Here is a 20,362-nt window from a genome sequence, read left to right as displayed (position 1 = left end):
CCAGTATCGAACTACAGAGAAATAATAAATTCGGTTCGGTTCGTGTTGTATGTATGCACAGTCGTCACCGCGGTGACGTTACGTGTCCGTCTCGACGACAAGAGTGATTGGGGCCGTCGCGCAAGGACGACCGATGACGGATCTCATGGAGACGCTGGTCGAGAACCGCGAGATGGTTCAGCCCAACCACGCGAACATGCTCGACACGGCCCACGGCGGGAACGTGATGAAGTGGATGGATGAGGTGGGAGCCATGTCCGCCATGCTCTTTTCCGGCGAAACCTGTGTCACCGCGCGGGTCAATCAAATGAACTTCGAGCGTCCGATTCGCGTCGGTGATACCGCCTACATCACGGCGTACGCCTACGATGCGGGTACCTCGAGCGTGAAGGTTCGACTGATCGCCGAGCGCGAGGACCTGCGAACCCGGGAGCGCGAGAAGACCACCGAGTCCTACTTCGTCTACGTCGCCATCGACGAGCACAAGGAGCCGACGGCGGTCCCCGAATTGACCGTCAGCAGCGAGGAGGGAGAACGACTCCGGACGCGGGCCCTCGAGAGAGAGAACGGGGACTGCTGAGCCCGTCCCGTCTCGAATCGGGACCCAACCGCTCGGTCTCACTCGAACCGAATCGTCTCGTTTTGCGGATCGATTTCGACGCGATCCTCGATCGGAATCGGCGTCGGCCACCGTGATCGAAGGCGCTCGGCGGAGCAGGGGTAGACGTCTCGAGGGCGGTCGTGATCGCTTCCGCTGGCGAGTGCGACCGACGTACAACGTTCGGGGTCGTCCTTGAGATGCGACTGGTGTCGCCGGACGTCTCGTTTCCGACGGATCGCTCGAGACGTCTCCGTTCACAGCACTCCGAGTACATCCGCGACGCAGGTGTCGCCCGGAGTGCTTCGGCGTCGTTGCCGCGGTCCCACGATGATCGTGAGTCAGCCGGAAATTGAACGCACCGGTACCTACCAGCTTGCGGAGAGCGAGGCGGCCGGTGCGTTCACAGCAACTCGATCGGCGAGCGGGGTCGCTGTCTCCGTCGTTCACTCCCGATACATCAGTGCGGTTGACGAGGTGTCGTCGTCCGTTGCCGCGAGCGAGTCGGAAAGACTCGGCGCGATCGTGGCCAGTACGAACAGGGCCGTGACGATCGTCGCGAGCGTCGTTCCGGGGATCGCGAGCAAGTCGACTGCGGAGGCAACCAGCAGACTGACGCTTATCGCCATGGCCGTGATGCAGTAGTCGTCGGCGGACGTTGTGAGACGAGATCGGCCGGAGTCGGTTTCCGGCCGAGCGAATCCGTTGGACGAGTCGACCGCTTCGAGATACCGTCGGAACGTCTCTAATCCCTCGGCCGGCCGGACGATTCCCCGGGACTTGTTGTACGCTATCACCCCTTTCTCGTCGAGTTTCGGGAGATGAGTCTGGTACAGCGGGATGTACACGCGCTGGCGCTGCGTGGAGGTCAGTTCTGCGACGGTCGTCTCGTGTTCGTCCGCCGCAATGATCTCGGCAATGTCCCTCATTTTGACGGGTTCGTTCTTCTCCAGGAGATAGACGATCACGTCTCTTCTGCGGTTGGTCTGGAGAATATGAAAGATCTCGTCCTGGGTCAGCTCCCGCGTTTCCCCGGATCGGGAATCTACGGAAGGGTCGCCAAAAGAGCGAGGAAGACGGTCCTTTTTGATCGCCATTTCTATATCTGAAAGGGAAACTGTCTCGATATAGTCCTTGTGAATAAATTACTGAAAATATTACTAGATATAATATTTCCTGAATCTAGTACCTCCATTCTCGTCACCGTCGCTCGACAGATCGTCGGATGACGATCGCTGTGCTTCACCGCTGGGAGCACCCGGATACGCGATTCGTCCACCGCGAACTGTCCCTTACGCTGAGTGTACGGTTCGTATCGAAAAGCCGTCTCCAACGGATCGAAAGCCGATCCCGCTACTGCTCCGCGGAGAGGATCCGACTGGCCCGTTCGCGGAGGGGCCTCATCGGTCGAGACGGCGAGACGTATCTGTTACAGCGGCAACGTCGACCCCGGGGCGACCAACGATCGACCGAGACCGTTCACTGGTCGAAAAAGCGGTCAGGCGCCGTTCCGGTCGTCGTCGCTCGAGAGCGGACCAAACTCTTTCCCTCTGGCCTCCTCGAGGTACGTACTCGCCGAGTCGCGCGTGTCTGCGACGGTCGCACCGACCATCGCACCGATCGCACCGCCGGTACTCGCCGCGTTTCGACTGAACACGGAACCGATCGCGGCCCCGACTGCCGCGCCCATCGCTGCGTATCGGGCGCGGAGCAGGACGTGTTTGAGACGGGCTTTCATACCTCGAATGTCGTGACTGCCACTGATAAATATGTCTCTCGGACGCACGAACTGCAGCGTTTCGCCCGCTCGCGATCGACACCGAAACGGCGTTACAGCAGTGTCTCGATCTCGGCGAGCGACTCGAGCACGTAATCGGGCTGGACGGTCGCGGCCTCGAGATCGGCCCGATCCGTAATGCCGGTGAGCACGAGCACGGTCGTCATACCGGCCCGTTCTCCCAGCGCGATATCGGTGTTCAACCGGTCGCCGACGACGAGGGTTCGATCGGGGTCGCTCTCAAGGCGGTTCATCGCCGCCGCAGCGGCGACCGAGGACGGTTTGCCGAGAATCGAATCGGCCTCGCGATCGGCGACGGCCTCCATCGCGGCGAGGATCGCCCCGGATCCGGGGATCAGCCCGTCGTCGATCGGGATCGTCGCGTCCGGATCGGTCCCGTAGAACGGAGTGTCGCCCTCGAGCGCCCGCAGGGATTCCCAGAGCGCACCGTAGGAGAACTCCTTGTCGAACGACCCCAGCACGACCTCGGCCGCGTCGGGGTCGCCGGTCAACTCGACGGCCGCGTCCTCGAGGATCGCCTCGAGTCGGTTGCTGCCGACGAGGTACACCCGTTCGCCGGGATGGGTCGTCGCGAGATACTCCGCCGACACCGTCGCGGAGGTGAGCACGGCGTTCGGATCGACCTCGAGTCCGTGGGGTTCGAGCGTCTCGCCGTAGTGGTCGCTGCCGCGCGTCGGGTTGTTCGAGAACAGGAGTCTATCGATGCCGGCGTCCTCGAGTGCGTGCAAGCCGTCGGTCACGTCCGGAAGCAGTTCCTCGCCGCGGACGATCGTGCCGTCGACGTCGAGGATCGCCGCCTCGTAGTCGGTCATCGCCCGTGTCTACGGTCGACCGGCGATTGAGTGTTGGGTTTCTCGAGACGCGTTCGGCGCCCCAAAGTGCGTCGTACGGGTTCGGTACGCGGATAGACGTAACACTCGCGGGGAGTACAATGCATACACTTTTATCGTCAGGGAACCAACACGACAGGTAGGGATGGCGTCCAATACTACCGATCAGTCGTCCGTGATCACTGCGTTCGGGCTCCTCATCGCCGTCGTCGCAGTCGTGGGAACGCAGTTCTTCGGCTGGGAATGGGGATCCGGACAGCTCGTTCCGACGATTATCGGCGTCGTCGTCGCTGGAATCGCGGTACTGGTCATCTCCAGACGGTTCGTCGACTGAATCGACGCCAGCGTTCGACTCGGCGCGTTCGTAGCTTCCGCTCAATTCGTGCGTGGATTTCCGCCATCCGACGGGTCGGTTCGTCTCCGTTATCGACTCGCAGAATTGTGATCCTGGTGCTACCGCGAGCGCTCGAGTTCGAGTTCCTCCGTGTCGATCCCGGCGGCTTCGGCCTGTTCGTTCGAATCGATCAACCGATCCAGTTTCGTTTCGAACTCCTCGTCGGAGAGGTCGCCGGCGGCGTACCGCTCCTGGAGTCTCGTGACGGGGTCGCGTTCGGTCTCCGACTCGTCGACGGTGTCGTCGTCCGAGCGAGTATCGTCCGCCTCCGAACGCTCCACGAGATACCAGATGAGAAACGACGTCACCACGAACAGCAGCGTGATCGCGAGTGCGAACCACGGACCGGCCAATAGTAACACGGCGATGATCACGATATCGGCGAGGACGAACTTGATGGCGAAGATCTCCGTGAGGCTGTAACTCCGGCCACCGCTCTCACTGCCCATAGGCGACCTTCGGCCCGTCCGAAAATAATTGTAGGGATCGGTCATGGCGGGTGACACCACTCGAGCGACGAGCGACGCACGCCGCGAGCGGGAACCAAGGGCGGACGAGGAACGGAGGGCGGACGGGACCGACGCACGGACGCCGGCGGACGACGACGGACGAGCGACCCGAACGAGGTGGGAATTCTTTTCCACACACCGGCCCTACGGGTCGGTATGACACTCGAGGTCGAAGCCCCCGATCCGCCGGAACTGGATTTCGTCGATCCCAACGAGTACGAGGACGCGACGATCAGCGCCGACGGCGACGAAGAGATCGACTACCGTCGCGAGGAACTTCAGGAGTTCCTCGAGGAGGGCGCCTGGGAGGAGGCGTTCGCGGAGTGGCTCGAGGACACGGACCTCGAGGAACGGGCGTACGAGATCGCCCGTGACCTCGATCTCTTCGCCGGATTCGACTTTTTCTGGGACGATTTCGCCGACCGCGTCGGCTATCACGCTCCCGGGATTCCGGAGGATTGGCAGGAGCGGGAGTACCACCCCGACCTCGATACGTGGGGTACCGTCTCGTCGATCAACGCCGAACTGACCGAGTTCGGCCAGATCGTCTCCGTGACCCTCAAGGAGGAGTACATCGACTGGGAAGCGGAGTACGAACCGCCGGAAGATCTGCCGGATTTCGACTGAGGAGGGGGCGACGACGGGATGGAGACGCCAGCGACGACGCTCGAGACTGCGAAATCCTCGAAACCGACACCGGGCCGCTGCGTGAGCTACGGGCTGGTGCCGGCCGAGCGAACTACTCCCGCCCGACCGCGATATTTCTCGTGACGCCATCACAGTCCGGACAGGACCCGAGCGACTCGGTCGCTTCGCGGTAGCCGCAGTCGAGACATTCGTAGTACGATCGGGTCGGCGTGTACGGATCCGAGTAGACCATACTGCATTGGGATACCGTACCACGAAAAAGCATTGTCCTGATAGGTGGTTAGACAACTATGTCGGGGCAAATACCCTAATACTCTGGACGGACGTCCAAAGCGACGGCTCGGTGCGGCCGACGTTCCCTCGGCATCGGCACGACCAACCGCTCGAGCGAGCGGTCACGCGTCCGTCGGTCGCGGCGGGCCACCTAGCCCGACCACTCGCCGGCGAGATCGCCGCCGACGTTTTCTCGCCAGTGGTCGAACTCTACTCGACAGTCGGTATTGACGTCGATGTGATCGACGAATCCGACACCGGGCGATGCGAGTTTCTCCCCGCAAAACGGACAGGCGATAGGATCGGTCCAGTTCGTCGTCGTGTTGACAGCCATTGGTGCGCAGATCTATCAGGAACGATCGTATAGGTTTGATCGGTTAAGATCTATTACAATTTGTGTGTTGTATAATCACAATGGGACTGGCCCCGGTAGTCGTAGCGTGAAGCGTCTCGTGCAGTAGAACGGCTCAGTCCCGGCCCGGGAGACTGATGACGTTCATTCTCCGCCCGAGAAATACCCCGGCACGGGTAGCGATCATCGGGTCGCGAATCGGAGGGTATTCCTCCGTCCACTCGCGTATCCTCCGACGAGAACGATATGTCGGTTCGAGAGCGGGCCGGTCGGTTCACCAGCTACGACGTGCTCGTAGTGACGGCAGCGATCTGGTTTCTCGCGAAGTTCCTGCGATACGCCTTTCCACCGCTGTTCGAGTCGTTCCAGCTGAGTTACGGCGTCTCGAACGCCGTACTCGGTGCTGCGTACACCGGGTTCATGCTCGTCTACGCGGCGATGCAGTTCCCGTCTGGCGTGCTCGGGGACCGATTCGGCTCGGTCGTCGTCATCACGGCGGGCGCGCTCGTCGCGGCGGCCGCCGCGCTCGTGCTCGTCGTCGACTCGCCGTTTTTCGTCCTCGTCGCCGCCATGCTCGTCATGGGTGCCGGCACCGGCGCGCACAAGACCGTCGCGGTTCGACTGCTGTCTCGAGCCTACCCCTCCCGAACGGGACGAGCGCTCGGCGTCCTCGACACGTTCGGCGCATTCGGTGGAGTCGTCGCCCCGGCCGCCGTCGTCGCCGTCGCCGGCATCACCTTCGCGCTGGGGGCGAGCTGGCGTCTGATCTTTCTGTTCGCCGGACTCGCCGGACTCGCGCTCGCGCTCGCGTTCCGGATTCGGGTTCCGAAACGCGTTCCGAGCGCAACTAACGGTGACGCCGCCACGAGGGCCGTTTCGGCCGCCGGATTCTCCCAGTACGCGACGCTGTTCCGGGACTGGCGATTCGCGGTCTTCTCGCTCGTGACGGTGCTGTTTTCCTTCACGTACAACGGCTTCGTCGCGTTCGCACCGCTGTATCTCACCCAGGAGGCCGGACTGGCGGACGCGACCGCGGGCTTGCTCTACAGCGCGCTCTTCCTCGCGAGTCTGAGTCAACTCGCGACCGGTGACCTCAGCGACCGCGTCGGGAAGCTCCCGATCATCGTCGCGCTGCTCGGACTCGCGTCCGCCGCGCTGATCGCGTTCATCTCCCTGACCGACACCGGGGGTCCGGTCGTCCTCGGCGCTGCACTGATCGCCGTCGGAATCGGAGCGCACGGCTTTCGGCCCGTCAGAGGGGCCTATCTGATGGCGGTCATCCCCGACGACGTCGCCGGCGGCGGACTCGGCGTCGTCCGCACGCTGTTGATGGGTGCCGGTGCGGTCGCCCCCGTGATCGTCGGCACGCTTTCGGAAGTCGCCGGCTTCCAGCCGGCGTTCTGGCTCCTCGCAGCGTCGATCATCTCCGCGACGGCACTCGGCACGTTGCTCTGGGTTCTCGAGTGAGCGCTCTCGGACTCGATCCGTCCCGAACGTCGATTTACCACGAAAAGAGTTAACACACCTCGTGACGTATTCGTTCGTATGTCACTCGCCGAATCACTCGAGTACGAGTGCATGTCCTGTGGCCACCGAGAGACGGTCGCGGACGCGCTCGTGAGTACCTGTCGGCGATGCGGGGGCGAGATGCGCAACGTGGATCTGGTACGGTAGTCGGAGTCGCTGAACGGCTGAGTCGTCGCCACAGCGCGGACGCCTGTGAGCGGCGCCACTGCTGCCGTCAGTGGACGCTCAGGCTCCGATACCGGTCGCTTCTATACTCGATGGAAAAGCCGCGAGAACTCGATTCCGGGACGCGGTCGACACGGAACGAATTGTGATTACCTCACCACTCCCGTCACCGGCCGAGGGCGATTACAACCCCGAACAGGACGAATCCGAGTACGACCGCGACGGCACCGACGGCGGCGTCGCCCGCGAAGACGAGCGTGCCGCCGGCGACGACCCCGGCACCGCCGCCACCGGCGGCCGCCGGGACGCCGAGCTGTCGTCCGGTACTCGAGTCGGAGTCCCCCTCGGTCTCTGCTCGAACCCGCTGATTCTGTAGCTCGTCGAGATCCGCTCGCAACGCCTCGAGGTCGTCGTCTCGGGGGTGCTCCGGCGTTTCGTCGGGGCCCGACTCGAGGTTCTCGACCTCGGCTGCCAACGAGTCGAGACGAGCGTCGTGGGACTCGAGGTCGGTCGCGTGGCTCTCGAGTCGATCCCCCTGGTCGCTCGTCCGATCGTCGATCAGGTCGGTGCGGGCAGCGATCCCGTCGATCCGGTCCTCGACGTCGTCGATTTCGTCCGCGAGACCGTCGATGCGTTCGGGAGCGTCGTCGAGCGCGGCGGACTCCTCCCGAAGCGCGGTAACGTCCCGCTCGAGGGCCTCGATCGTCTCCTCGAGCGCTGCGACGGCGTCCTCGGAGACGGACGTCTCGTCCAGCGTCGTTACGTGTTCATCGAGTGTCGCCACACGCTCGTCGAACGTCGCCATGCGCTCGTCGAGACTGCCGACCGTGTCGCCGAGGTCGTCGACCGTCCCGTCGAGGTCGTCGAGTTCAGCGTCGACCGTTTCGGCGGTTGCTGCGACGTCCTCGAGTCGGTCCTCGATCCCGTTCGACCGGTCGTCGACTGCCTCGAGCCGCGTCTCGAGCCGATCGGTTTCGTCGTCGATCTCCGTCCGGAGCTCGGTGACGGCGTCCCCGAGGTCGTCCACGACCGAGTCGACGCGGTCCGTCAGCGTCGTTTCGACGTTCTCGACTCGCGTTTCCAGTTCCTCGAGGCTGGCCTCGAGAGCCGTGAGGTCAGTTCCGACGGAATCGACCTCCTCGGTGAGCGATTCGATCGTCTCGCGCGTGTCGGCAAGCGAGTCGGACAGTGCGTCGACCGCGTCGTCGTCGGCCGCCCCCTCTTCGAGTCGGTCGACGGCCGTCTCGAGCGCCTCGAGATCGGCGTCGGCCGTTGCGAGATCGTCCTCGACGCCCGCGGTCGCGTCGGCAAGTCGGGCCTCCAGTTCGGCCATCGTTTCGTCGAGTCGCGTCTCGAGCGTCTCTTCGAACGACTCGACCTCGGCGGTGAGGTCCTCGACGTCGCCGTCGACTCCTTCGAGATCGGCCGCGAGGTCGTCGACCCTCGACTCGAACGCTGCTCGCTCCTCGAGTTCGGTCACCGTCTCCGAGACGGCCGTCATCGAGTCGCCGAGTTCGACGAGTTCCACTTCGAGCGACGCGAGTTCGGTTTCGACGCCGTCGACGCGTTCGTCGTCGGCCGTCGTCGACTCGAGTTCGTCGATCGCCTCCCGTGCGCGCTCGAGGCGCGATTCGAGGTCCTCGGTACGGTCGCGAACGGACTGGTGAACGTCGGCCAACTCGTCCCCCACCGATTCGACGTCGGTTTCGACGTTCTCGACGGTGCTCTCGACGCTCTCGACGTCGCTTTCCACGCCTTCGACGGTGTTCTCGACGGCCTCGACATCGTCTTCGACCGTCTCGAGGCGGTCGTCCGTCGATCCGAGGTCGTCCGCGACGGTCTCGACGCGTTCGTCCGTAGCCGTGAGTCGGTCGTCGACTGCCTCGAGCGTCGTCGCGTTCGCATCGATCTCGTCGTCGAGGTCGGTGAGTCGGTCGTCGACGTCGTCGATCCGTTCGTCGACGGCCTCGAGTTCGGCACCGACAGCGTCGATCTCGTCCGCGACCGTCGCCTCGACGGCGTCGATGGCGTCCTCGAGTTCCCGGCGTTCGTCCGCTGTTCGCTCCGTCTGCGCCTCGAGCTGATCCGAGACGCCGCCGATCTCGACCGACTGCTCTTCGAGCCGACCGGCGAGCCCTTTGGCTCGGGTCCGGAGTCGGTCGACGTCCTCGTCGACGCGCTCGAGCGTCTCGTCGAGTTCGGAGACGGTCTCCGTGACGGCCTCGAGATCGGTTGCCGAGGCGGATTCCGCGTCCAGCGTCTCCAGTTCCGACTCGAGGGTCTCCACGTCCGCCCGCTGGTCCGCGAGTCGGTCGTCCAGCCGCTCCGTTCGGTCGGTGACGGCCTCGAGATCGCCGCTGAGATCACCGATCCGCTCGTCGAGAGCCGCTCGTTCCGTTGCAGTGGTTTTCTCGACCGCCTCGATAGTCGACTCGAGGGATTCGAAGTCGTCGGTCAGGCTCGTTTCGAGCGACTCGAGATCCCCTTCCAGATCCGCTTCGAGCGACTCGAGATCGTCCACGAGCGTCGATTCGAGACCATCGATATCGTCCTCGAGCGCGTCGAAGGCGTCCGAGAGGGCGTCGAGTTCGTCCTGGAGGTCGCCCTCGAGTTCGTCGACGGTTCCCTCGCTCGCGTGGGTCTCGCTCTCGGCTTCGAGGTCGCGCAGGTCGTCGGCGAACGCCTCGAGTCGCTCGTCGAGGTCCGCGACGGCTTCGGCGTCGGCCGCTCGCTCCTCGACGTAGTCGAGTTCCTCGAACGCCGACTCGAGGTCGGAGCGGACCGTCTGGATCTCCTCGTCGCGGGTGGCGAGTCGATCGAACAGCTGATCGATGGCGTCGTTCGACCGATCGTGGCCCGTCTCGGCCCCATCGCCGACCGCGTCGTCGAACGACAGGGTCGTTCGTCCGCCTACGCCGCCCGCCTCGGCCGTGTCGATGGTCGGGTCGTCCCCGCCGGAACCGCCGTCTCCCGTACCGTTCTCCGACCACGTGACGTCCTCGTAGGCGTCGACGTCGTCCTCGGCAGCCGCGAGTGCACCTCTGGCCGCGCTCGCAGCGGGCTCGTCGGCCAGTCGAACCCCGCGAACCGAGAACGGCAGCGGTGCGGCGTCGAATCGGCCGCCCAGCAGAAACTCGAGCCCCTCGACGACACCCGATCCGGCGACCGCGATCGGAACGGCCAGGCCCTGCTGTACGTCGTTTTCGTCCGCTTCAGTTTCGATCGCGTCGACGACGTCGCCGATCAGCGCGTCGAAGCCGCGTGCGAGCGCGCTCTCGATGTCACCGGCCGCCGCGTCGGGATCGAGCGCAAACGCCTCGAGCACGCTCGCGACCTGTGCCGGGTCGTGGCCGGTGTCGCCGGCCGCACGCTGTACGACCCAGTCGCTCCCTTTCGCCACCGAGAACGCCAGTGCGGGGACGCCGTAGTAGGCGAGCGAGACGCTCGTCGTCTGCGGGCCGATGCAGATCCCGAGTCCGGTGTAGTTGTCGCCCGCGAACTGGTCGTAGACGACGGCGAAGCCTCTGCTGGTCGGCGTCGCGTCGACGCCGCGACCCTCGAACACCGAGTCGACGGTGTCGCGGTGCGCGTCGGTCGGTTCCGCCGCGTCGACGACGGTGCCCGGCGTCGTGTAACAGAGTCGGTCGTCGGCGGTGCCGACGTCGAGGACGTCGTCGACGAGCGCCTCGAGCACCGGTTCGACGTACCCGTCGACGGTGAGGACCCCGTTCGAAAACAGCGATTCGGGGGATTCGTCCGTCGCATCGGCGACGGTACCAGCAGCCGACCCGACGACGTACGTGGTGCCGTCGTGTTCGACCAGCAGCTCCTCGTCCACCGCGTCGCCGACCGACTCGAGCGTCGCTTCGTCGGCCGAAATGACGACCGGCGGTACCGATTCGATCGCCACCCCGTCGGCCGTGTCGGTGGCCGCGCGGAGCGCCCCAGGTCCGATATCGAGACCGTGTCCCATGGCACCGAGAAGTCGGAGCGTCCTCTTTGAGCTTTGGTCTCGAATACCAGATGTGAAAATCAGTGTCGGTGACAGTCACAGATTTGTGAGCGTACTCGATCGGTGCCCCCGTTCACCTACTCCCGGCTTGTTGCCGTCGCCACGACCATCGACCGTGGAGCACGAACGTCAGCTCGAGCCCCGGGAAGAGAGCGGGTCTCCACGACGGTTCGGTCGACGTTAGTCGGCCGGATTGGGATCGACAGCGGTCTCACCGACGCTGACGGGATCGTCGACGGAGAGCGTCTCGCCCCACGACAAGTCGGGAACGCGCGTGTTGATCATCAGCCGGAAGTAGTGGTCGAACCACGCCTCGCCGGCCCACTCCGGAAGGGTCGCTTCTCGTCGCTCGACGAACGTCTCCCGAAACCCCTCCGTCTTCTCGCCCGTGTCGGGGTCACGCGTCGGCACGACGCACCGCTGACACGGGTTGACTCCCCGTAGCGCGACCGATCCGATATCGAATGGGACGACCTGCCCGGGTGCGTCGTAGAGTCGATCCTCCCAGAACGCCGGGGCGTCGAGGACGAGATTCGGTCGCAGTCGTCGACACATCTCGTCGGCGTCGATCCCGTCGTACCAGGAGGCGACCGCCTCGAGGGTGCCCGTGCTGATGACCGTCGGCCCCGAGGCGTCCGTATCGTCCGGAAAGCCGCCCTCGTCGTCGCGAACGACCTCGACCGGATAGCCGAAGTAGTCCGACAGCCACGAGGCGAAACAGTCCCGATCGAGTTCGAGGTGGAACGTGTTGGTCTCGTCGCAGCCGCGTTCGCTGACCGTGACCGTTTCGCGCTCGAGGTCGTACGTCGCCTCGAGGTGGTGAACCCGCGGCTCGCGTTTGCCGTTGACGTACTGGCCGACCGACTCGCCCGTCGCGTTCGTCTCCGACGGTTGCTCGACGATCGCGTACCGTCGATCCCTTGCGAGTCCGCCGTTGTCAACGATCTCTCCCGCGGTGACCGACACCGCGTCGAAGGATTTGATCGGATGGACACGAATGCGCTCGAGGTGTACCATTGGACCTACCGTCATCATGGTGGCTCTTAGCTGTGTTCGTTTCACGCAAAAACGAGGTGGATTCGACTCCGGCGGACACGGATACAGATCGTCCGGAACGGCCAGTCACGCCTTCGCTTTCGTCGGGGTCGCCTCGGGACTCGGATCCGAGACGCGAATCTCGCCCGAGTCGTCGACCCGAATCGAGTAGCCGCAGTACGCGAACGTCACCGACGCGTCCATCTGTGGCGTCGCGAATAGTGACTCGAGTGCGTCCGTATCGATCGCTTCGTGCAGCGGGGATTCCAACTCGGTGATTTCGACGCCCTCTCGCTCGGCGACGGTCTCGACGATCTCGAGGACGAGTTCGTTATCGTGGGCCATATTCAGCGGGCCATTGTCGCTCCATATAACAGTAGGGGATCGTGTTCTGACGCGCGTCTGCTTTCCGTCAGACATTCGGAGACGGACGACCGATCGGCCCCGCCGACGAGGCGGCGAGGCCATACTTTTTGGCGCTCGAAACCGTCAATCGGACCGAAATGTCAGCCGAGAACCCCCTCGCCGAGGTCGTCGACAACCTCGTCTACGAACCGGTACAGGTCCACGAACACGGCATCGATCTGACCGTCAGCGCGATCTACGAGGTCGCCGCCCCCGGCCGGCTCGACTTCGGCGGCGACGAACTCGAGGACGCCGACCTCGAGCCGGTGCCCACCGAACTCCGAAACCCCGACGACGAGTACGGCTGGTGGGACCTCGAGGGCGGCCAGTACGTGATCCAGCACAACGAGTTTCTGACGGATCTCGAGGAGCCGGTGCAGCTCCAGCCGCGAAACGAACTGTTGGCTCGCGGCGGCTCGCATTCGTCGGTACTGGTCGCGTCGCATCTGCCGTTGATCCCGCTGACCGTTGCGGAGGGCGGCCTTCGGATCAAGGAGAACGCGCGGGTGTCGACGCTGGTTCCGGTCGGCGAGCGCTCGCGAGCGGACGGCTGACCGAACCCCACGGCGTTCGGCTAAGTGGCTACGAACTCGAGGCAGTCGTCTCCGCTTCGTCCGCCGGGGGATCCGGCAACAGCACGAGGACGATCGCAAGTCCGATGATCGCGGCGAGCGGGCCGACGAAAACCATCGCTAGGAAGAACGCGAACACCCCATACAGTCGAACGTACGACGTCCAGCGAAACTGCATCGTCGACCGACAGTTCTCGTCCGCGCGTATTAGTCGTTCTGTTGACCGGTCGAGTCGATTTTCGCGCGGCGGATCACCTCGCTTCGACCTCGAGAGTCGGCGCCCAAAGCGTCGCCCCCGAAACGAATTCGATCCCATCGATTCCCCGGGCCGAAGAGAGTCGCTACTGCCCTTCGAACTCGGGCTCGCGGTCCTCGAGGAACGCCTCGACGCCCTCCTCGTGGTCCGCGGTCTCGAAGACGATCCCCTGGGCGACCGCCTCGTCGGTCAGGGCCTGCTCGAGCGACTTGTCGAGTCCCTCGCCGAGCAGCCGGTTCGCGTGGCGCAGCGCGACCGGCGGCCCGGAGACGACCGTCTCGACGAAGGCGTCGACTTCCTCGTCGAATGCGTCGGCGTCGTAGACGTGGTTGACCAGTCCGAGCTCCTTCGCCCGGTCGGCGCCGAAGATGTCGCCGGTCAGGGCGAGCTCCTTGGCGACGTTCTCGCCGACGATCCGGGGCAGCAGGTAGGAGGTCCCGGCGTCGAGGCTCAGCCCGACCTGGCGGAAGACGAAGCCGAAGACCGCGTTCTCGCTCGCCAACTGGACGTCACAGCCGATCGCGAGGTTCGCGCCGGCGCCGACGGCGGGGCCGTCGATCGCTGCGATCGTCGGGATCGGGAACTCGACCAGCCGGACCATCAGCTCCTTCGTCCGGCGCTCGAGTCGGCGCACGCGCTCGTCGGCCGGGACCTCGTTCTCGATCGCCTCGACCATCCGCTGGATGTCGCCGCCGGCCGAGAAGGCGCCGCCGGCGCCCTCGACGACGACGCAGCGGGCGTCGCTGCCCTCGATCTCGTCGAACGCCGCGGTGAGGCCGTCGTTGATCTCGGCGGAGAGGGCGTTGCGCCGATCGGGCTGGTTCAGCGTGATCGTCGCGGCGCCGTCGTCTTCGATATCGAGGAGGACTGCGTCACCCAGTGCCATTATTCGGCCTCCTCGCGGAGTTTGAACTTCTGGACCTTGCCGGTCGTGGTTCGCGGGAGTTCCTCGACGAACTCGACCTCGCGCGGGTGTTTGTACTCGGCGAGGTTGGTCAGACAGTACTCCCTGATCTCGTCCGCCGTCACGTCGGCGTCGGGCGTCGGGACGATGAAGGCCTTGATCGTCTCGCCGCGACGTTCGTCGGGAATCCCGGCGACGGCGGCGTCGGCGACGGCCTCGTGCTCGAAGAGCAACTCCTCGACTTCGCGCGGGTAGACGTTGTAACCGCCGGTGACGATCATGTGCTTCTCGCGGTCGACGACGTAGAAGAAGCCGTCTTCGTCGTGGTAGCCGATGTCGCCGGTGTGGAACCACCGTCGGCCGCCCTCCTCGGTGAAGGCTTCCTCGTTGGCTTCGGGCAGCCCGTAGTAGCCTTTCATCACGTTCGGTCCGGCGACGACGATTTCGCCGGTGATCTCGTGCAGGTCGGCCGCTCCAGCGGCTTCGCCGCTTTCGCCTCGTCGCGTCTCCGCCGCGACGCTCTCCTCGTCGATCGGGCCCTCCTCGATCGGCGGCACCTCCTCAAACTCCTCGGTGACGACCTTCGAGTCGACGCCGGGAACGGTCTTGCCGATACTGCCGACGCGTCGGCCCTTGATAGGGCTGTTGAAGTGCGTGACCGGACTGGTCTCGGTCAGACCGTACCCCTCGTAGACTTTCGGCTCGTAGAGCTCTTCGAACTGTCGCAGGACCTCGACCGGGATGCCGGCACCGCCGACGCCGCACAACCGCAGCGACGACAGGTCGAACTCCTCGGCGTTCGGCTGGTTGATGACGTCGTTGTACATCGCCGGGACGCCGTGCATGATCGTCAACTGCTCGTCCTCGATGAGCGAGACAGCCTCCTGGGCGTCCCACGACGGCAGCGGGTAGAAGGCCCCGCCGTTGAACAGCGACGTGTTCATCACGACGGTCATCCCGTAGATGTGGAACAGCGGGAGGACGCCGAGCGATTTGTCGTCCGGTCGAATTCCGTCGGGAACGAGCTGCGCCGCCGAATCCGCGTTCGACGCGAGGTTCCCGTGGGTGAGCTGGACGCCCTTCGGCTGGCCCGTCGTCCCCGACGTATAGGGCTGGACCGCGACGTCGTCGGCGGCTCGGTCGACGATGTCGGGGTCGCCCGGTTCGAGGAACTCCGTCAGCTCGACCGCCCCCTCGGCCTCGCCGCCGACGTCGTGGGACGACGTCCCATTGCCCGGTGAGCTTCGCTCACCGACGCTGACGACGTGTTCGACGTTCGTCTCGTCCTGAACCTCTTTGACGAACGGCACGAGGTCGGCTAGGGCGACGACCACCTTGGCCTCGCTGTCCCCGAGCAGGTGCCCGATCTCTCGAGCCTTGTACTGCGGATTCATCGGGACGACGGCTCCGCCGGCGCGAAGCGTCCCGTGGAAGGCGATCAGAAACGGCGGAACGTTCGGCAGATAGATCGCGACGCGATCGTCGGCGCCGACACCGCGTTCCTCGAGTGCGGTCGCAAAGGCACCGGTTTGCCCCCAGAACTCCTCGTAGCTCGTTTCAGACCCCTGATAGCCGATCGCGGTGTTGTCGCCGTACTCCTCGACGGCTGCCGCGAGATTAGTGACAAGATTTGTCATGCGCCGTGCGATACGTTTCCGTGTACCGTCAAAAAGATTGTTAAAGAAAAGCACGGCTGCTCCTTCCACGAGAAAACTGGCGTTCGAACGACCGGGACGATTACCTCACGGTGGACTCCGATTCAGTACCGGTCCGGTCGCGGAAAAACCGTGCAGTTGCAGTCGATAGCCGGCCCGGTGCCGTATTCCGACGGGAACGAATCGATACTCGACGGTCGGATCGGTGCTCGAGCGGGGTGACGCGTTCGACGGCGGAGCCGTCGTGATCCTCGAGTACGCCGAATCGGCCGAGCGACGAGTGACCTACGGTTCGGGGACGAATCGCTCGGCAGTCTCCGTGTACTCCGCGAGCGATCCGAGGAACCGAGCGGCGTCGGCTCCGTCGACGATTCGGTGGTCGAAGCTGAGATCGAAGCCGATCCGGTTCCGGAACTCGATCCCGTCGTCGCTCCGCCGTGGTCGTTCCCGGATCCGGTTGACGCCGAGAATCGCGATCTCCGGCGGGTTGATGACCGGCGTGAACGAATCGACGCCGAGCGCGCCGAGGTTCGTGACGGTAAACGTGCCGCCGCGAAGATCGCTCATCGTGTACTCGCCGGACTGAACCGCGTCCGTCAGTCGCCGCCGTTCCGTCGCGACCTCGCCGAGCGACTTCGATCCGACATCGCGGAGTACGGGTGCGACGAGTCCCGCGTCGATGTCGACGGCGACGCCGACGTTGTGTTCCTCGTACAGCCGGTGCGTCTCGTCTTCGAACGTCGCGTTGAACGCCGGATGGTCATCGAGGGTCGCCGAGACCGCACACAACAGGAGGTCGACGACGGAGACGTCCGCCTCGTGCCGACCGTCAGCGATCTCGGTCGCCCGCAGCAGTTCCTCGGCGTCGACGTCCCGGTTCGCGGTCACGTGAACCGCGTTCCGATAGCTCTCCTGCAGTCGGTTCGCGATGGTCTCTCGCATTCGAGAGAGGGATCTCTCCTCGCGGACGGTACGTCCCGTCTCGTCAGCGTCCGCCGGCGACTGGTCGTCGTTCCGGTCGGACTCCGTATCGGTCGGTGGCATACGATGATTGTACAATCGGCAGTGAGTGCGATCAGTCCGGCCGAATCCAGGCGAGCACGGCGCCCCGTTCGAACTCGTCGTCCTCCTCGAGGACGATCTCCTCGAGCGTCCCGGGCTCCGGCGCCGGAACGTCGACGCTCACCTTCTCGACCTGGAACTCACAGAGGTCGTCGCCGGCGTCGACGCGGCTCCCCTCGCTCAGGAACCAGTTGACGACGACGCCCTCCGTTTCGTCCGTATCCTCGGGCCAGACGTCGCCCGTGTCGACGGCGACGCGGTCGTCGTCCTGACTCATTCGTTCGAGTGAGCGTCGCGGACGGCGTTCGTGATATCCTCCGCGTCCGGAATGACCTCGTTCTCCATCGGCCGGGCGTACGGAATCGGGACGTCCGGCACGGCGACCCGCTCGACGGCTTCGAGGTCCTCAAGTCCGTTTTCGGCCACGCTCGCGACGATTTCACCCGTGACGCCGAACGAGCGGTAGTCCTCGTCGACGACGACCAGCCGGCCGGTCTTCGCCACGGATTCGGCGATCGTCTCGGTGTCGAGCGGGACGAGCGTCCGGAGGTCGATCACTTCGGCGTCGATTCCGTCGTCGGCGAGCGACTCGGCGGCCTCGAGCGCCCGGTGGACGTGGAGGCCGAGCGTGACGACGGTCACGTCCGCCCCCTCGCGCTTGACGTCCGCACTGCCGAACGGGATCGTGTACTCGTCTTCGGGGACGCCGGTCTTCGGCCCGTCCGGTGCGGGCATCCAGCCGATGCCCATCAACCGCTTGTGGAACAGGTAGACGACCGGGTCGTCGTCGCGGATGGCGTTGTGCATCAGCCCCTTGGCGTCGTAGGCGGTCGACGGGACGACGACCTTCATGCCCGGCAGATGTGCGAAGGTCCCGTAGAGCGTTTGTGAGTGCTGGGCGGCGTCGTTGTACGTCCCGCCGACGGCGGCCGTGAGTACCATCGGAACGCTCACGGAGCCGCCGCTCATGTAGGTGTTCTTCGCCATCTGATTGTAGATCTGGTCCATCCCGACGCCGAAGAAGTCGACGAACATGAGCTCCGCAATCGGGCGCATTCCCGCCTGGGCCGCGCCCACGGCGGCCCCGATGTACGCCGTCTCGCTGATGGGAACGTCCATAATTCGGTCGTGGCCGAACTCCTCGAGGAGGCCGTCGGTGCTGTCGAAGATGCCGCCGTAGTCCGCGACGTCTTCGCCCATGTAGAAGACGTCGTCGTCCCCGCGCATCTCGTGGGCGATGGCCTCGACCATCGCTCGGCTCATCGTCAACGAACGGTCCGTTTGCCGCTGTGGTTCCTGTTGTGCCATCAGTCGTCACCCCCGGTTTCCGCAACGGACGGCTCGGTGTCGGTCACGCCGGACGGCGGATTCACGAACACGTCGTCGTAGGCGTCTTCCGGCTCCGGTTCGGGCTGTTCCTTCGCCCATTCGATGGCCTCTTCGACGCGCTCGTGAGCGCGGTCGCGGAGGTCGTCGATCGTCTCGTCGTCGGCGTCGTGCGCCCGGAAATCCGACTCGAGCCGGTCGATCGAATCCCGTCCCTCGGCGGCGTCCTTGTCTTCGCCGGGCCGATACTCCTCGGGATCGCCCATGAAGTGGCCCATGCGTCGGTGGACCTGCACCTCGAGGAGCGTCGGTCCGTTCCTGTCGCGAGCGCGGCCGACGGCCTCCCTCGCCGCCTCGTAGACGGCGACGGCGTCGTCGGCGTCCACGCGAGCACCCGGGAGACCGAATCCGCCGGCGCGATCGGCCCCGTTCTCGACGTCGGTGATGCGATCCTTCGGCATGCTGATGGCCCAGTCGTTGTCCTCGACGACGAAGACGACGGGAAGGTTCTGGACGCTCGCCAGGTTGAGCGACTCCAGGAACGCGCCCTGATCGATCGCGCCCTCGCCGAGGAACGCGACCGCGACGCTGTCGGTGTTCCGCTTCTTCGCGGCCAGTCCGGCCCCGACTGCGGGCGGACAGCCCTCGGCGATGATCCCGCTACACGCGAAGTTGACGTCGGAATCGAAGAGGTGCATATGTCCGCCTTTCCCGGCGCTCAGTCCGGTCTCGCGGCCGAAGATCTCGGCGGTCATCCGCTTCAGGTCGACGCCCTTCGCGATCGCGATGTGATGTGGCCGGTGGGGAGCCGTGACCGTGTCGTCGTCCCGTAAGTGTTGACAGACGCCCGCACCGGAGGCCTCGTGACCCGCGGCCAGGTGCAACTCACCCGGAATGGGACCGGCGGAGATGTCGAACGCCGGCTGCTTCCCCTCGAGGTACTCCTCCTGCAGGCGTTCCTCGTAGTGACGCGCCGTCACCATGTTCTCGTACATCGATTGTAGTTCGTTAACAGATACCATGCCACGTAAAACAGACGGCGCACGCGATTAAATAGCTATATTCCGCATCGAAGACGGTCCGAATCGCATGACTGTTCGCATCGGCAACGAATCGAGCGCCGTCGAACGTCAGCGACCGACGCGTCCGCCGACCGCACCGCGAGCGATCAATCGTTTACGAAGATTCCGTCCGGCTCGAGGTCCTCGAGCGGGCCGACGCGGTTGCCGTCGGTCGCGTACTGGTAGAGGGCGGCACGGACGATCATCCCGAGGACCTGTGCGAGAACGATCGTCGCGACGAGGAGGAGACCGCCGATCGTTCCCATCGCGTACGCGACAAGTCCGGAGCCGGAAACGTAGGCGGCGACGAGCAGGCAGATGCCGACGATACTCACCGGGAGCAGGGCCAGACCTATCCCAAAGGCTGCGGTGATGCTTTCCCCCCACGTTCGGGAGAACGCGGCACCGCTCTTTCGCAGATCCGATCGGAGCGAGTCGGTCCGGTCGGTGACGATCACCGGAACGATGAAGAACGTCAGGAGACCCCAGGCCAGATCGAACAGCGAGTGTGTGAGGGTCCCGACGCCGGGGACGTTGTCCTCGACGACGTAGAACACGGTCCCGATCGTCGCGGAGACGAGCCCCCACGCGACGATCGTTCGCCGGACTTCCCACGCAGCGGCCAGCCCCTCGCTGACCGTCGGTTCTTCGCCGGCGAAGTGACGCGTCGCGCAGTGGACTACCGCGGCGTTGAAGAAGATGCCGACGCCGGAGGCGATGGCGATCGCGACGAACATGACGCTATACTGCACGACGTTGCTCGTGAACACTGCGCCGACGAGATCGTAGTACAAGATCGCGACGGCGAGGGCTGCGTACGCACTCCCGACCGCAGCGAGACTCAATAGGGGGAGGATCGCGAGCCGAGGACGCGCTCGAAACACGTCGAGGCTGGCGTCGATGACCCGGAGCCCGTGGCGGAACCGTCCAGTCATATTCCACACTACTCCATCCCGATATATATTCTTGTTGGACTGTTG

Annotated in this window: 23 protein-coding genes; 6 read left to right on the top strand and 17 right to left on the bottom strand. The window is 64.8% G+C overall.

What is annotated here, in order from left to right; all coding sequences use genetic code 11:
• The first annotated feature begins 133 nt into the window (after positions 1–133).
• On the top strand, positions 134–580 hold the full coding sequence (locus ACSFC7_RS13945) for an acyl-CoA thioesterase (RefSeq protein WP_436343428.1): 447 nt from the start codon (positions 134–136) through the stop codon (positions 578–580).
• Positions 581–1,044: 464 nt separating this feature from the next.
• Here the strand turns inward: ACSFC7_RS13945 and ACSFC7_RS13940 are convergent, their stop codons facing one another.
• The 3 genes from ACSFC7_RS13940 to ACSFC7_RS13930 form a co-directional block, all read right to left on the bottom strand.
• On the bottom strand, positions 1,045–1,695 hold the full coding sequence (locus ACSFC7_RS13940; RefSeq protein WP_436343424.1) for a DUF7344 domain-containing protein: 651 nt from the start codon (positions 1,693–1,695) through the stop codon (positions 1,045–1,047).
• Positions 1,696–2,096: 401 nt separating this feature from the next.
• Positions 2,097–2,336 (bottom strand): glycine zipper 2TM domain-containing protein, encoded by a 240-nt coding sequence (locus tag ACSFC7_RS13935; RefSeq protein WP_436343422.1) that lies wholly within the window; start codon positions 2,334–2,336, stop codon positions 2,097–2,099.
• A 92-nt stretch (positions 2,337–2,428) separates the two neighbouring features.
• Positions 2,429–3,208: an HAD-IIA family hydrolase gene (locus ACSFC7_RS13930; RefSeq protein WP_436343420.1), complete on the bottom strand. Its 780-nt coding sequence runs from the start codon at positions 3,206–3,208 to the stop codon at positions 2,429–2,431.
• Positions 3,209–3,371: 163 nt separating this feature from the next.
• Here ACSFC7_RS13930 and ACSFC7_RS13925 point away from each other — a divergent pair, with 163 nt between their 5' ends.
• The gene (locus ACSFC7_RS13925) at positions 3,372–3,560 is read left to right on the top strand and encodes a multidrug transporter (protein ID WP_436343418.1); all 189 of its coding nucleotides are present in this window, start codon (positions 3,372–3,374) and stop codon (positions 3,558–3,560) included.
• A gap of 119 nt (positions 3,561–3,679) precedes the next feature.
• On the opposite strand, the gene ACSFC7_RS13920 is transcribed toward ACSFC7_RS13925, so the two are convergent.
• Complete coding sequence (locus ACSFC7_RS13920) at positions 3,680–4,069, bottom strand: SHOCT domain-containing protein (RefSeq protein ID WP_436343416.1); 390 nt, start codon at positions 4,067–4,069, stop codon at positions 3,680–3,682.
• A gap of 216 nt (positions 4,070–4,285) precedes the next feature.
• Between ACSFC7_RS13920 and ACSFC7_RS13915 the strand changes: the two genes are divergently transcribed.
• Positions 4,286–4,756 (top strand): hypothetical protein, encoded by a 471-nt coding sequence (locus ACSFC7_RS13915; protein ID WP_436343414.1) that lies wholly within the window; start codon positions 4,286–4,288, stop codon positions 4,754–4,756.
• A 112-nt stretch (positions 4,757–4,868) separates the two neighbouring features.
• Here the strand turns inward: ACSFC7_RS13915 and ACSFC7_RS13910 are convergent, their stop codons facing one another.
• Both ACSFC7_RS13910 and ACSFC7_RS13905 read right to left on the bottom strand, forming a co-directional pair.
• Entirely contained in the window at positions 4,869–5,009 is a 141-nt protein-coding gene (locus tag ACSFC7_RS13910; protein ID WP_436343412.1) for a rubrerythrin-like domain-containing protein, read from the bottom strand.
• Between the two features lie 192 nt (positions 5,010–5,201).
• Positions 5,202–5,384, bottom strand: a complete 183-nt coding sequence (locus tag ACSFC7_RS13905; RefSeq protein ID WP_436343411.1) for a DUF7501 family protein — start codon at positions 5,382–5,384, stop codon at positions 5,202–5,204.
• Positions 5,385–5,648: 264 nt separating this feature from the next.
• Here ACSFC7_RS13905 and ACSFC7_RS13900 point away from each other — a divergent pair, with 264 nt between their 5' ends.
• Positions 5,649–6,869: an MFS transporter gene (locus ACSFC7_RS13900; protein WP_436343410.1), complete on the top strand. Its 1,221-nt coding sequence runs from the start codon at positions 5,649–5,651 to the stop codon at positions 6,867–6,869.
• A 78-nt stretch (positions 6,870–6,947) separates the two neighbouring features.
• Positions 6,948–7,076 carry a rubrerythrin-like domain-containing protein gene (locus ACSFC7_RS13895; RefSeq protein WP_436343409.1) on the top strand — a complete coding sequence of 43 codons (129 nt, stop codon included), beginning with the start codon at positions 6,948–6,950 and terminating at the stop codon, positions 7,074–7,076.
• Positions 7,077–7,260: 184 nt separating this feature from the next.
• On the opposite strand, the gene ACSFC7_RS13890 is transcribed toward ACSFC7_RS13895, so the two are convergent.
• The 3 genes from ACSFC7_RS13890 to ACSFC7_RS13880 all read right to left on the bottom strand — a co-directional run bounded on the left by ACSFC7_RS13890 (position 7,261) and on the right by ACSFC7_RS13880 (position 12,486).
• On the bottom strand, positions 7,261–11,067 hold the full coding sequence (locus ACSFC7_RS13890; RefSeq protein WP_436343407.1) for a chromosome segregation ATPase: 3,807 nt from the start codon (positions 11,065–11,067) through the stop codon (positions 7,261–7,263).
• Positions 11,068–11,286: 219 nt separating this feature from the next.
• Positions 11,287–12,123, bottom strand: a complete 837-nt coding sequence (locus ACSFC7_RS13885) for an MOSC domain-containing protein (protein ID WP_436343405.1) — start codon at positions 12,121–12,123, stop codon at positions 11,287–11,289.
• A 105-nt stretch (positions 12,124–12,228) separates the two neighbouring features.
• Positions 12,229–12,486 carry a HalOD1 output domain-containing protein gene (locus ACSFC7_RS13880; RefSeq protein WP_436343403.1) on the bottom strand — a complete coding sequence of 86 codons (258 nt, stop codon included), beginning with the start codon at positions 12,484–12,486 and terminating at the stop codon, positions 12,229–12,231.
• 158 nt (positions 12,487–12,644) lie between these two features.
• Between ACSFC7_RS13880 and ACSFC7_RS13875 the strand changes: the two genes are divergently transcribed.
• The gene (locus ACSFC7_RS13875) at positions 12,645–13,100 is read left to right on the top strand and encodes a dCTP deaminase (protein ID WP_436343402.1); all 456 of its coding nucleotides are present in this window, start codon (positions 12,645–12,647) and stop codon (positions 13,098–13,100) included.
• Between the two features lie 28 nt (positions 13,101–13,128).
• On the opposite strand, the gene ACSFC7_RS13870 is transcribed toward ACSFC7_RS13875, so the two are convergent.
• The 8 genes from ACSFC7_RS13870 to ACSFC7_RS13835 form a co-directional block, all read right to left on the bottom strand.
• A complete protein-coding gene (locus tag ACSFC7_RS13870; protein ID WP_436343400.1) occupies positions 13,129–13,296 on the bottom strand; it encodes a hypothetical protein in 168 nt (55 codons plus the stop codon).
• Positions 13,297–13,459: 163 nt separating this feature from the next.
• The gene (locus ACSFC7_RS13865) at positions 13,460–14,260 is read right to left on the bottom strand and encodes an enoyl-CoA hydratase/isomerase family protein (protein ID WP_436343398.1); all 801 of its coding nucleotides are present in this window, start codon (positions 14,258–14,260) and stop codon (positions 13,460–13,462) included.
• The gene (locus tag ACSFC7_RS13860) at positions 14,260–15,915 is read right to left on the bottom strand and encodes a long-chain-fatty-acid--CoA ligase (RefSeq protein WP_436343396.1); all 1,656 of its coding nucleotides are present in this window, start codon (positions 15,913–15,915) and stop codon (positions 14,260–14,262) included. The genes ACSFC7_RS13865 and ACSFC7_RS13860 overlap by 1 nt, the downstream gene beginning before the upstream one ends.
• 303 nt (positions 15,916–16,218) lie before the next feature.
• Positions 16,219–16,977: a 2-oxo acid dehydrogenase subunit E2 gene (locus tag ACSFC7_RS13855; protein ID WP_436343395.1), complete on the bottom strand. Its 759-nt coding sequence runs from the start codon at positions 16,975–16,977 to the stop codon at positions 16,219–16,221.
• 31 nt (positions 16,978–17,008) lie between these two features.
• Entirely contained in the window at positions 17,009–17,272 is a 264-nt protein-coding gene (locus ACSFC7_RS13850) for a lipoyl domain-containing protein (protein WP_436343394.1), read from the bottom strand.
• The gene (locus ACSFC7_RS13845; RefSeq protein ID WP_436343392.1) at positions 17,269–18,303 is read right to left on the bottom strand and encodes an alpha-ketoacid dehydrogenase subunit beta; all 1,035 of its coding nucleotides are present in this window, start codon (positions 18,301–18,303) and stop codon (positions 17,269–17,271) included. The genes ACSFC7_RS13850 and ACSFC7_RS13845 overlap by 4 nt, the downstream gene beginning before the upstream one ends.
• Positions 18,303–19,316, bottom strand: a complete 1,014-nt coding sequence (locus ACSFC7_RS13840) for a thiamine pyrophosphate-dependent dehydrogenase E1 component subunit alpha (RefSeq protein WP_436347961.1) — start codon at positions 19,314–19,316, stop codon at positions 18,303–18,305. Before ACSFC7_RS13840 ends, ACSFC7_RS13845 begins: the two co-directional genes overlap by 1 nt.
• Before the next feature lie 173 nt (positions 19,317–19,489).
• On the bottom strand, positions 19,490–20,317 hold the full coding sequence (locus ACSFC7_RS13835; protein WP_436343391.1) for a DUF6159 family protein: 828 nt from the start codon (positions 20,315–20,317) through the stop codon (positions 19,490–19,492).
• Between the last annotated feature and the right edge of the window lie 45 nt (positions 20,318–20,362).

This window comes from Natronorubrum halobium (genome assembly GCF_051351675.1).
Taxonomy (GTDB): Archaea; Halobacteriota; Halobacteria; order Halobacteriales; family Natrialbaceae; genus Natronorubrum.
This window is presented reverse-complemented; position numbering and strand designations above follow the sequence as displayed.

Bases quoted from the DNA above. Each gene is read 5' to 3' on its own strand.
- ACSFC7_RS13875 (WP_436343402.1), top strand. From the start codon at position 12,645: ATGTCAGCCGAGAACCCCCTCGCCGAGGTCGTCGACAACCTCGTCTAC.
- ACSFC7_RS13880 (WP_436343403.1), bottom strand. From the start codon at position 12,486: ATGGCCCACGATAACGAACTCGTCCTCGAGATCGTCGAGACCGTCGCC.
- ACSFC7_RS13945 (WP_436343428.1), top strand. From the start codon at position 134: ATGACGGATCTCATGGAGACGCTGGTCGAGAACCGCGAGATGGTTCAG.
- ACSFC7_RS13905 (WP_436343411.1), bottom strand. From the start codon at position 5,384: ATGGCTGTCAACACGACGACGAACTGGACCGATCCTATCGCCTGTCCG.
- ACSFC7_RS13885 (WP_436343405.1), bottom strand. From the start codon at position 12,123: ATGGTACACCTCGAGCGCATTCGTGTCCATCCGATCAAATCCTTCGAC.
- ACSFC7_RS13890 (WP_436343407.1), bottom strand. From the start codon at position 11,067: ATGGGACACGGTCTCGATATCGGACCTGGGGCGCTCCGCGCGGCCACC.
- ACSFC7_RS13845 (WP_436343392.1), bottom strand. From the start codon at position 18,303: ATGGCACAACAGGAACCACAGCGGCAAACGGACCGTTCGTTGACGATG.
- ACSFC7_RS13925 (WP_436343418.1), top strand. From the start codon at position 3,372: ATGGCGTCCAATACTACCGATCAGTCGTCCGTGATCACTGCGTTCGGG.
- ACSFC7_RS13930 (WP_436343420.1), bottom strand. From the start codon at position 3,208: ATGACCGACTACGAGGCGGCGATCCTCGACGTCGACGGCACGATCGTC.
- ACSFC7_RS13835 (WP_436343391.1), bottom strand. From the start codon at position 20,317: ATGACTGGACGGTTCCGCCACGGGCTCCGGGTCATCGACGCCAGCCTC.
- ACSFC7_RS13910 (WP_436343412.1), bottom strand. From the start codon at position 5,009: ATGGTCTACTCGGATCCGTACACGCCGACCCGATCGTACTACGAATGT.
- ACSFC7_RS13870 (WP_436343400.1), bottom strand. From the start codon at position 13,296: ATGCAGTTTCGCTGGACGTCGTACGTTCGACTGTATGGGGTGTTCGCG.
- ACSFC7_RS13920 (WP_436343416.1), bottom strand. From the start codon at position 4,069: ATGGGCAGTGAGAGCGGTGGCCGGAGTTACAGCCTCACGGAGATCTTC.
- ACSFC7_RS13915 (WP_436343414.1), top strand. From the start codon at position 4,286: ATGACACTCGAGGTCGAAGCCCCCGATCCGCCGGAACTGGATTTCGTC.
- ACSFC7_RS13840 (WP_436347961.1), bottom strand. From the start codon at position 19,316: ATGTACGAGAACATGGTGACGGCGCGTCACTACGAGGAACGCCTGCAG.
- ACSFC7_RS13895 (WP_436343409.1), top strand. From the start codon at position 6,948: ATGTCACTCGCCGAATCACTCGAGTACGAGTGCATGTCCTGTGGCCAC.
- ACSFC7_RS13850 (WP_436343394.1), bottom strand. From the start codon at position 17,272: ATGAGTCAGGACGACGACCGCGTCGCCGTCGACACGGGCGACGTCTGG.
- ACSFC7_RS13900 (WP_436343410.1), top strand. From the start codon at position 5,649: ATGTCGGTTCGAGAGCGGGCCGGTCGGTTCACCAGCTACGACGTGCTC.
- ACSFC7_RS13855 (WP_436343395.1), bottom strand. From the start codon at position 16,977: ATGCCACCGACCGATACGGAGTCCGACCGGAACGACGACCAGTCGCCG.
- ACSFC7_RS13860 (WP_436343396.1), bottom strand. From the start codon at position 15,915: ATGACAAATCTTGTCACTAATCTCGCGGCAGCCGTCGAGGAGTACGGC.
- ACSFC7_RS13935 (WP_436343422.1), bottom strand. From the start codon at position 2,336: ATGAAAGCCCGTCTCAAACACGTCCTGCTCCGCGCCCGATACGCAGCG.
- ACSFC7_RS13940 (WP_436343424.1), bottom strand. From the start codon at position 1,695: ATGGCGATCAAAAAGGACCGTCTTCCTCGCTCTTTTGGCGACCCTTCC.
- ACSFC7_RS13865 (WP_436343398.1), bottom strand. From the start codon at position 14,260: ATGGCACTGGGTGACGCAGTCCTCCTCGATATCGAAGACGACGGCGCC.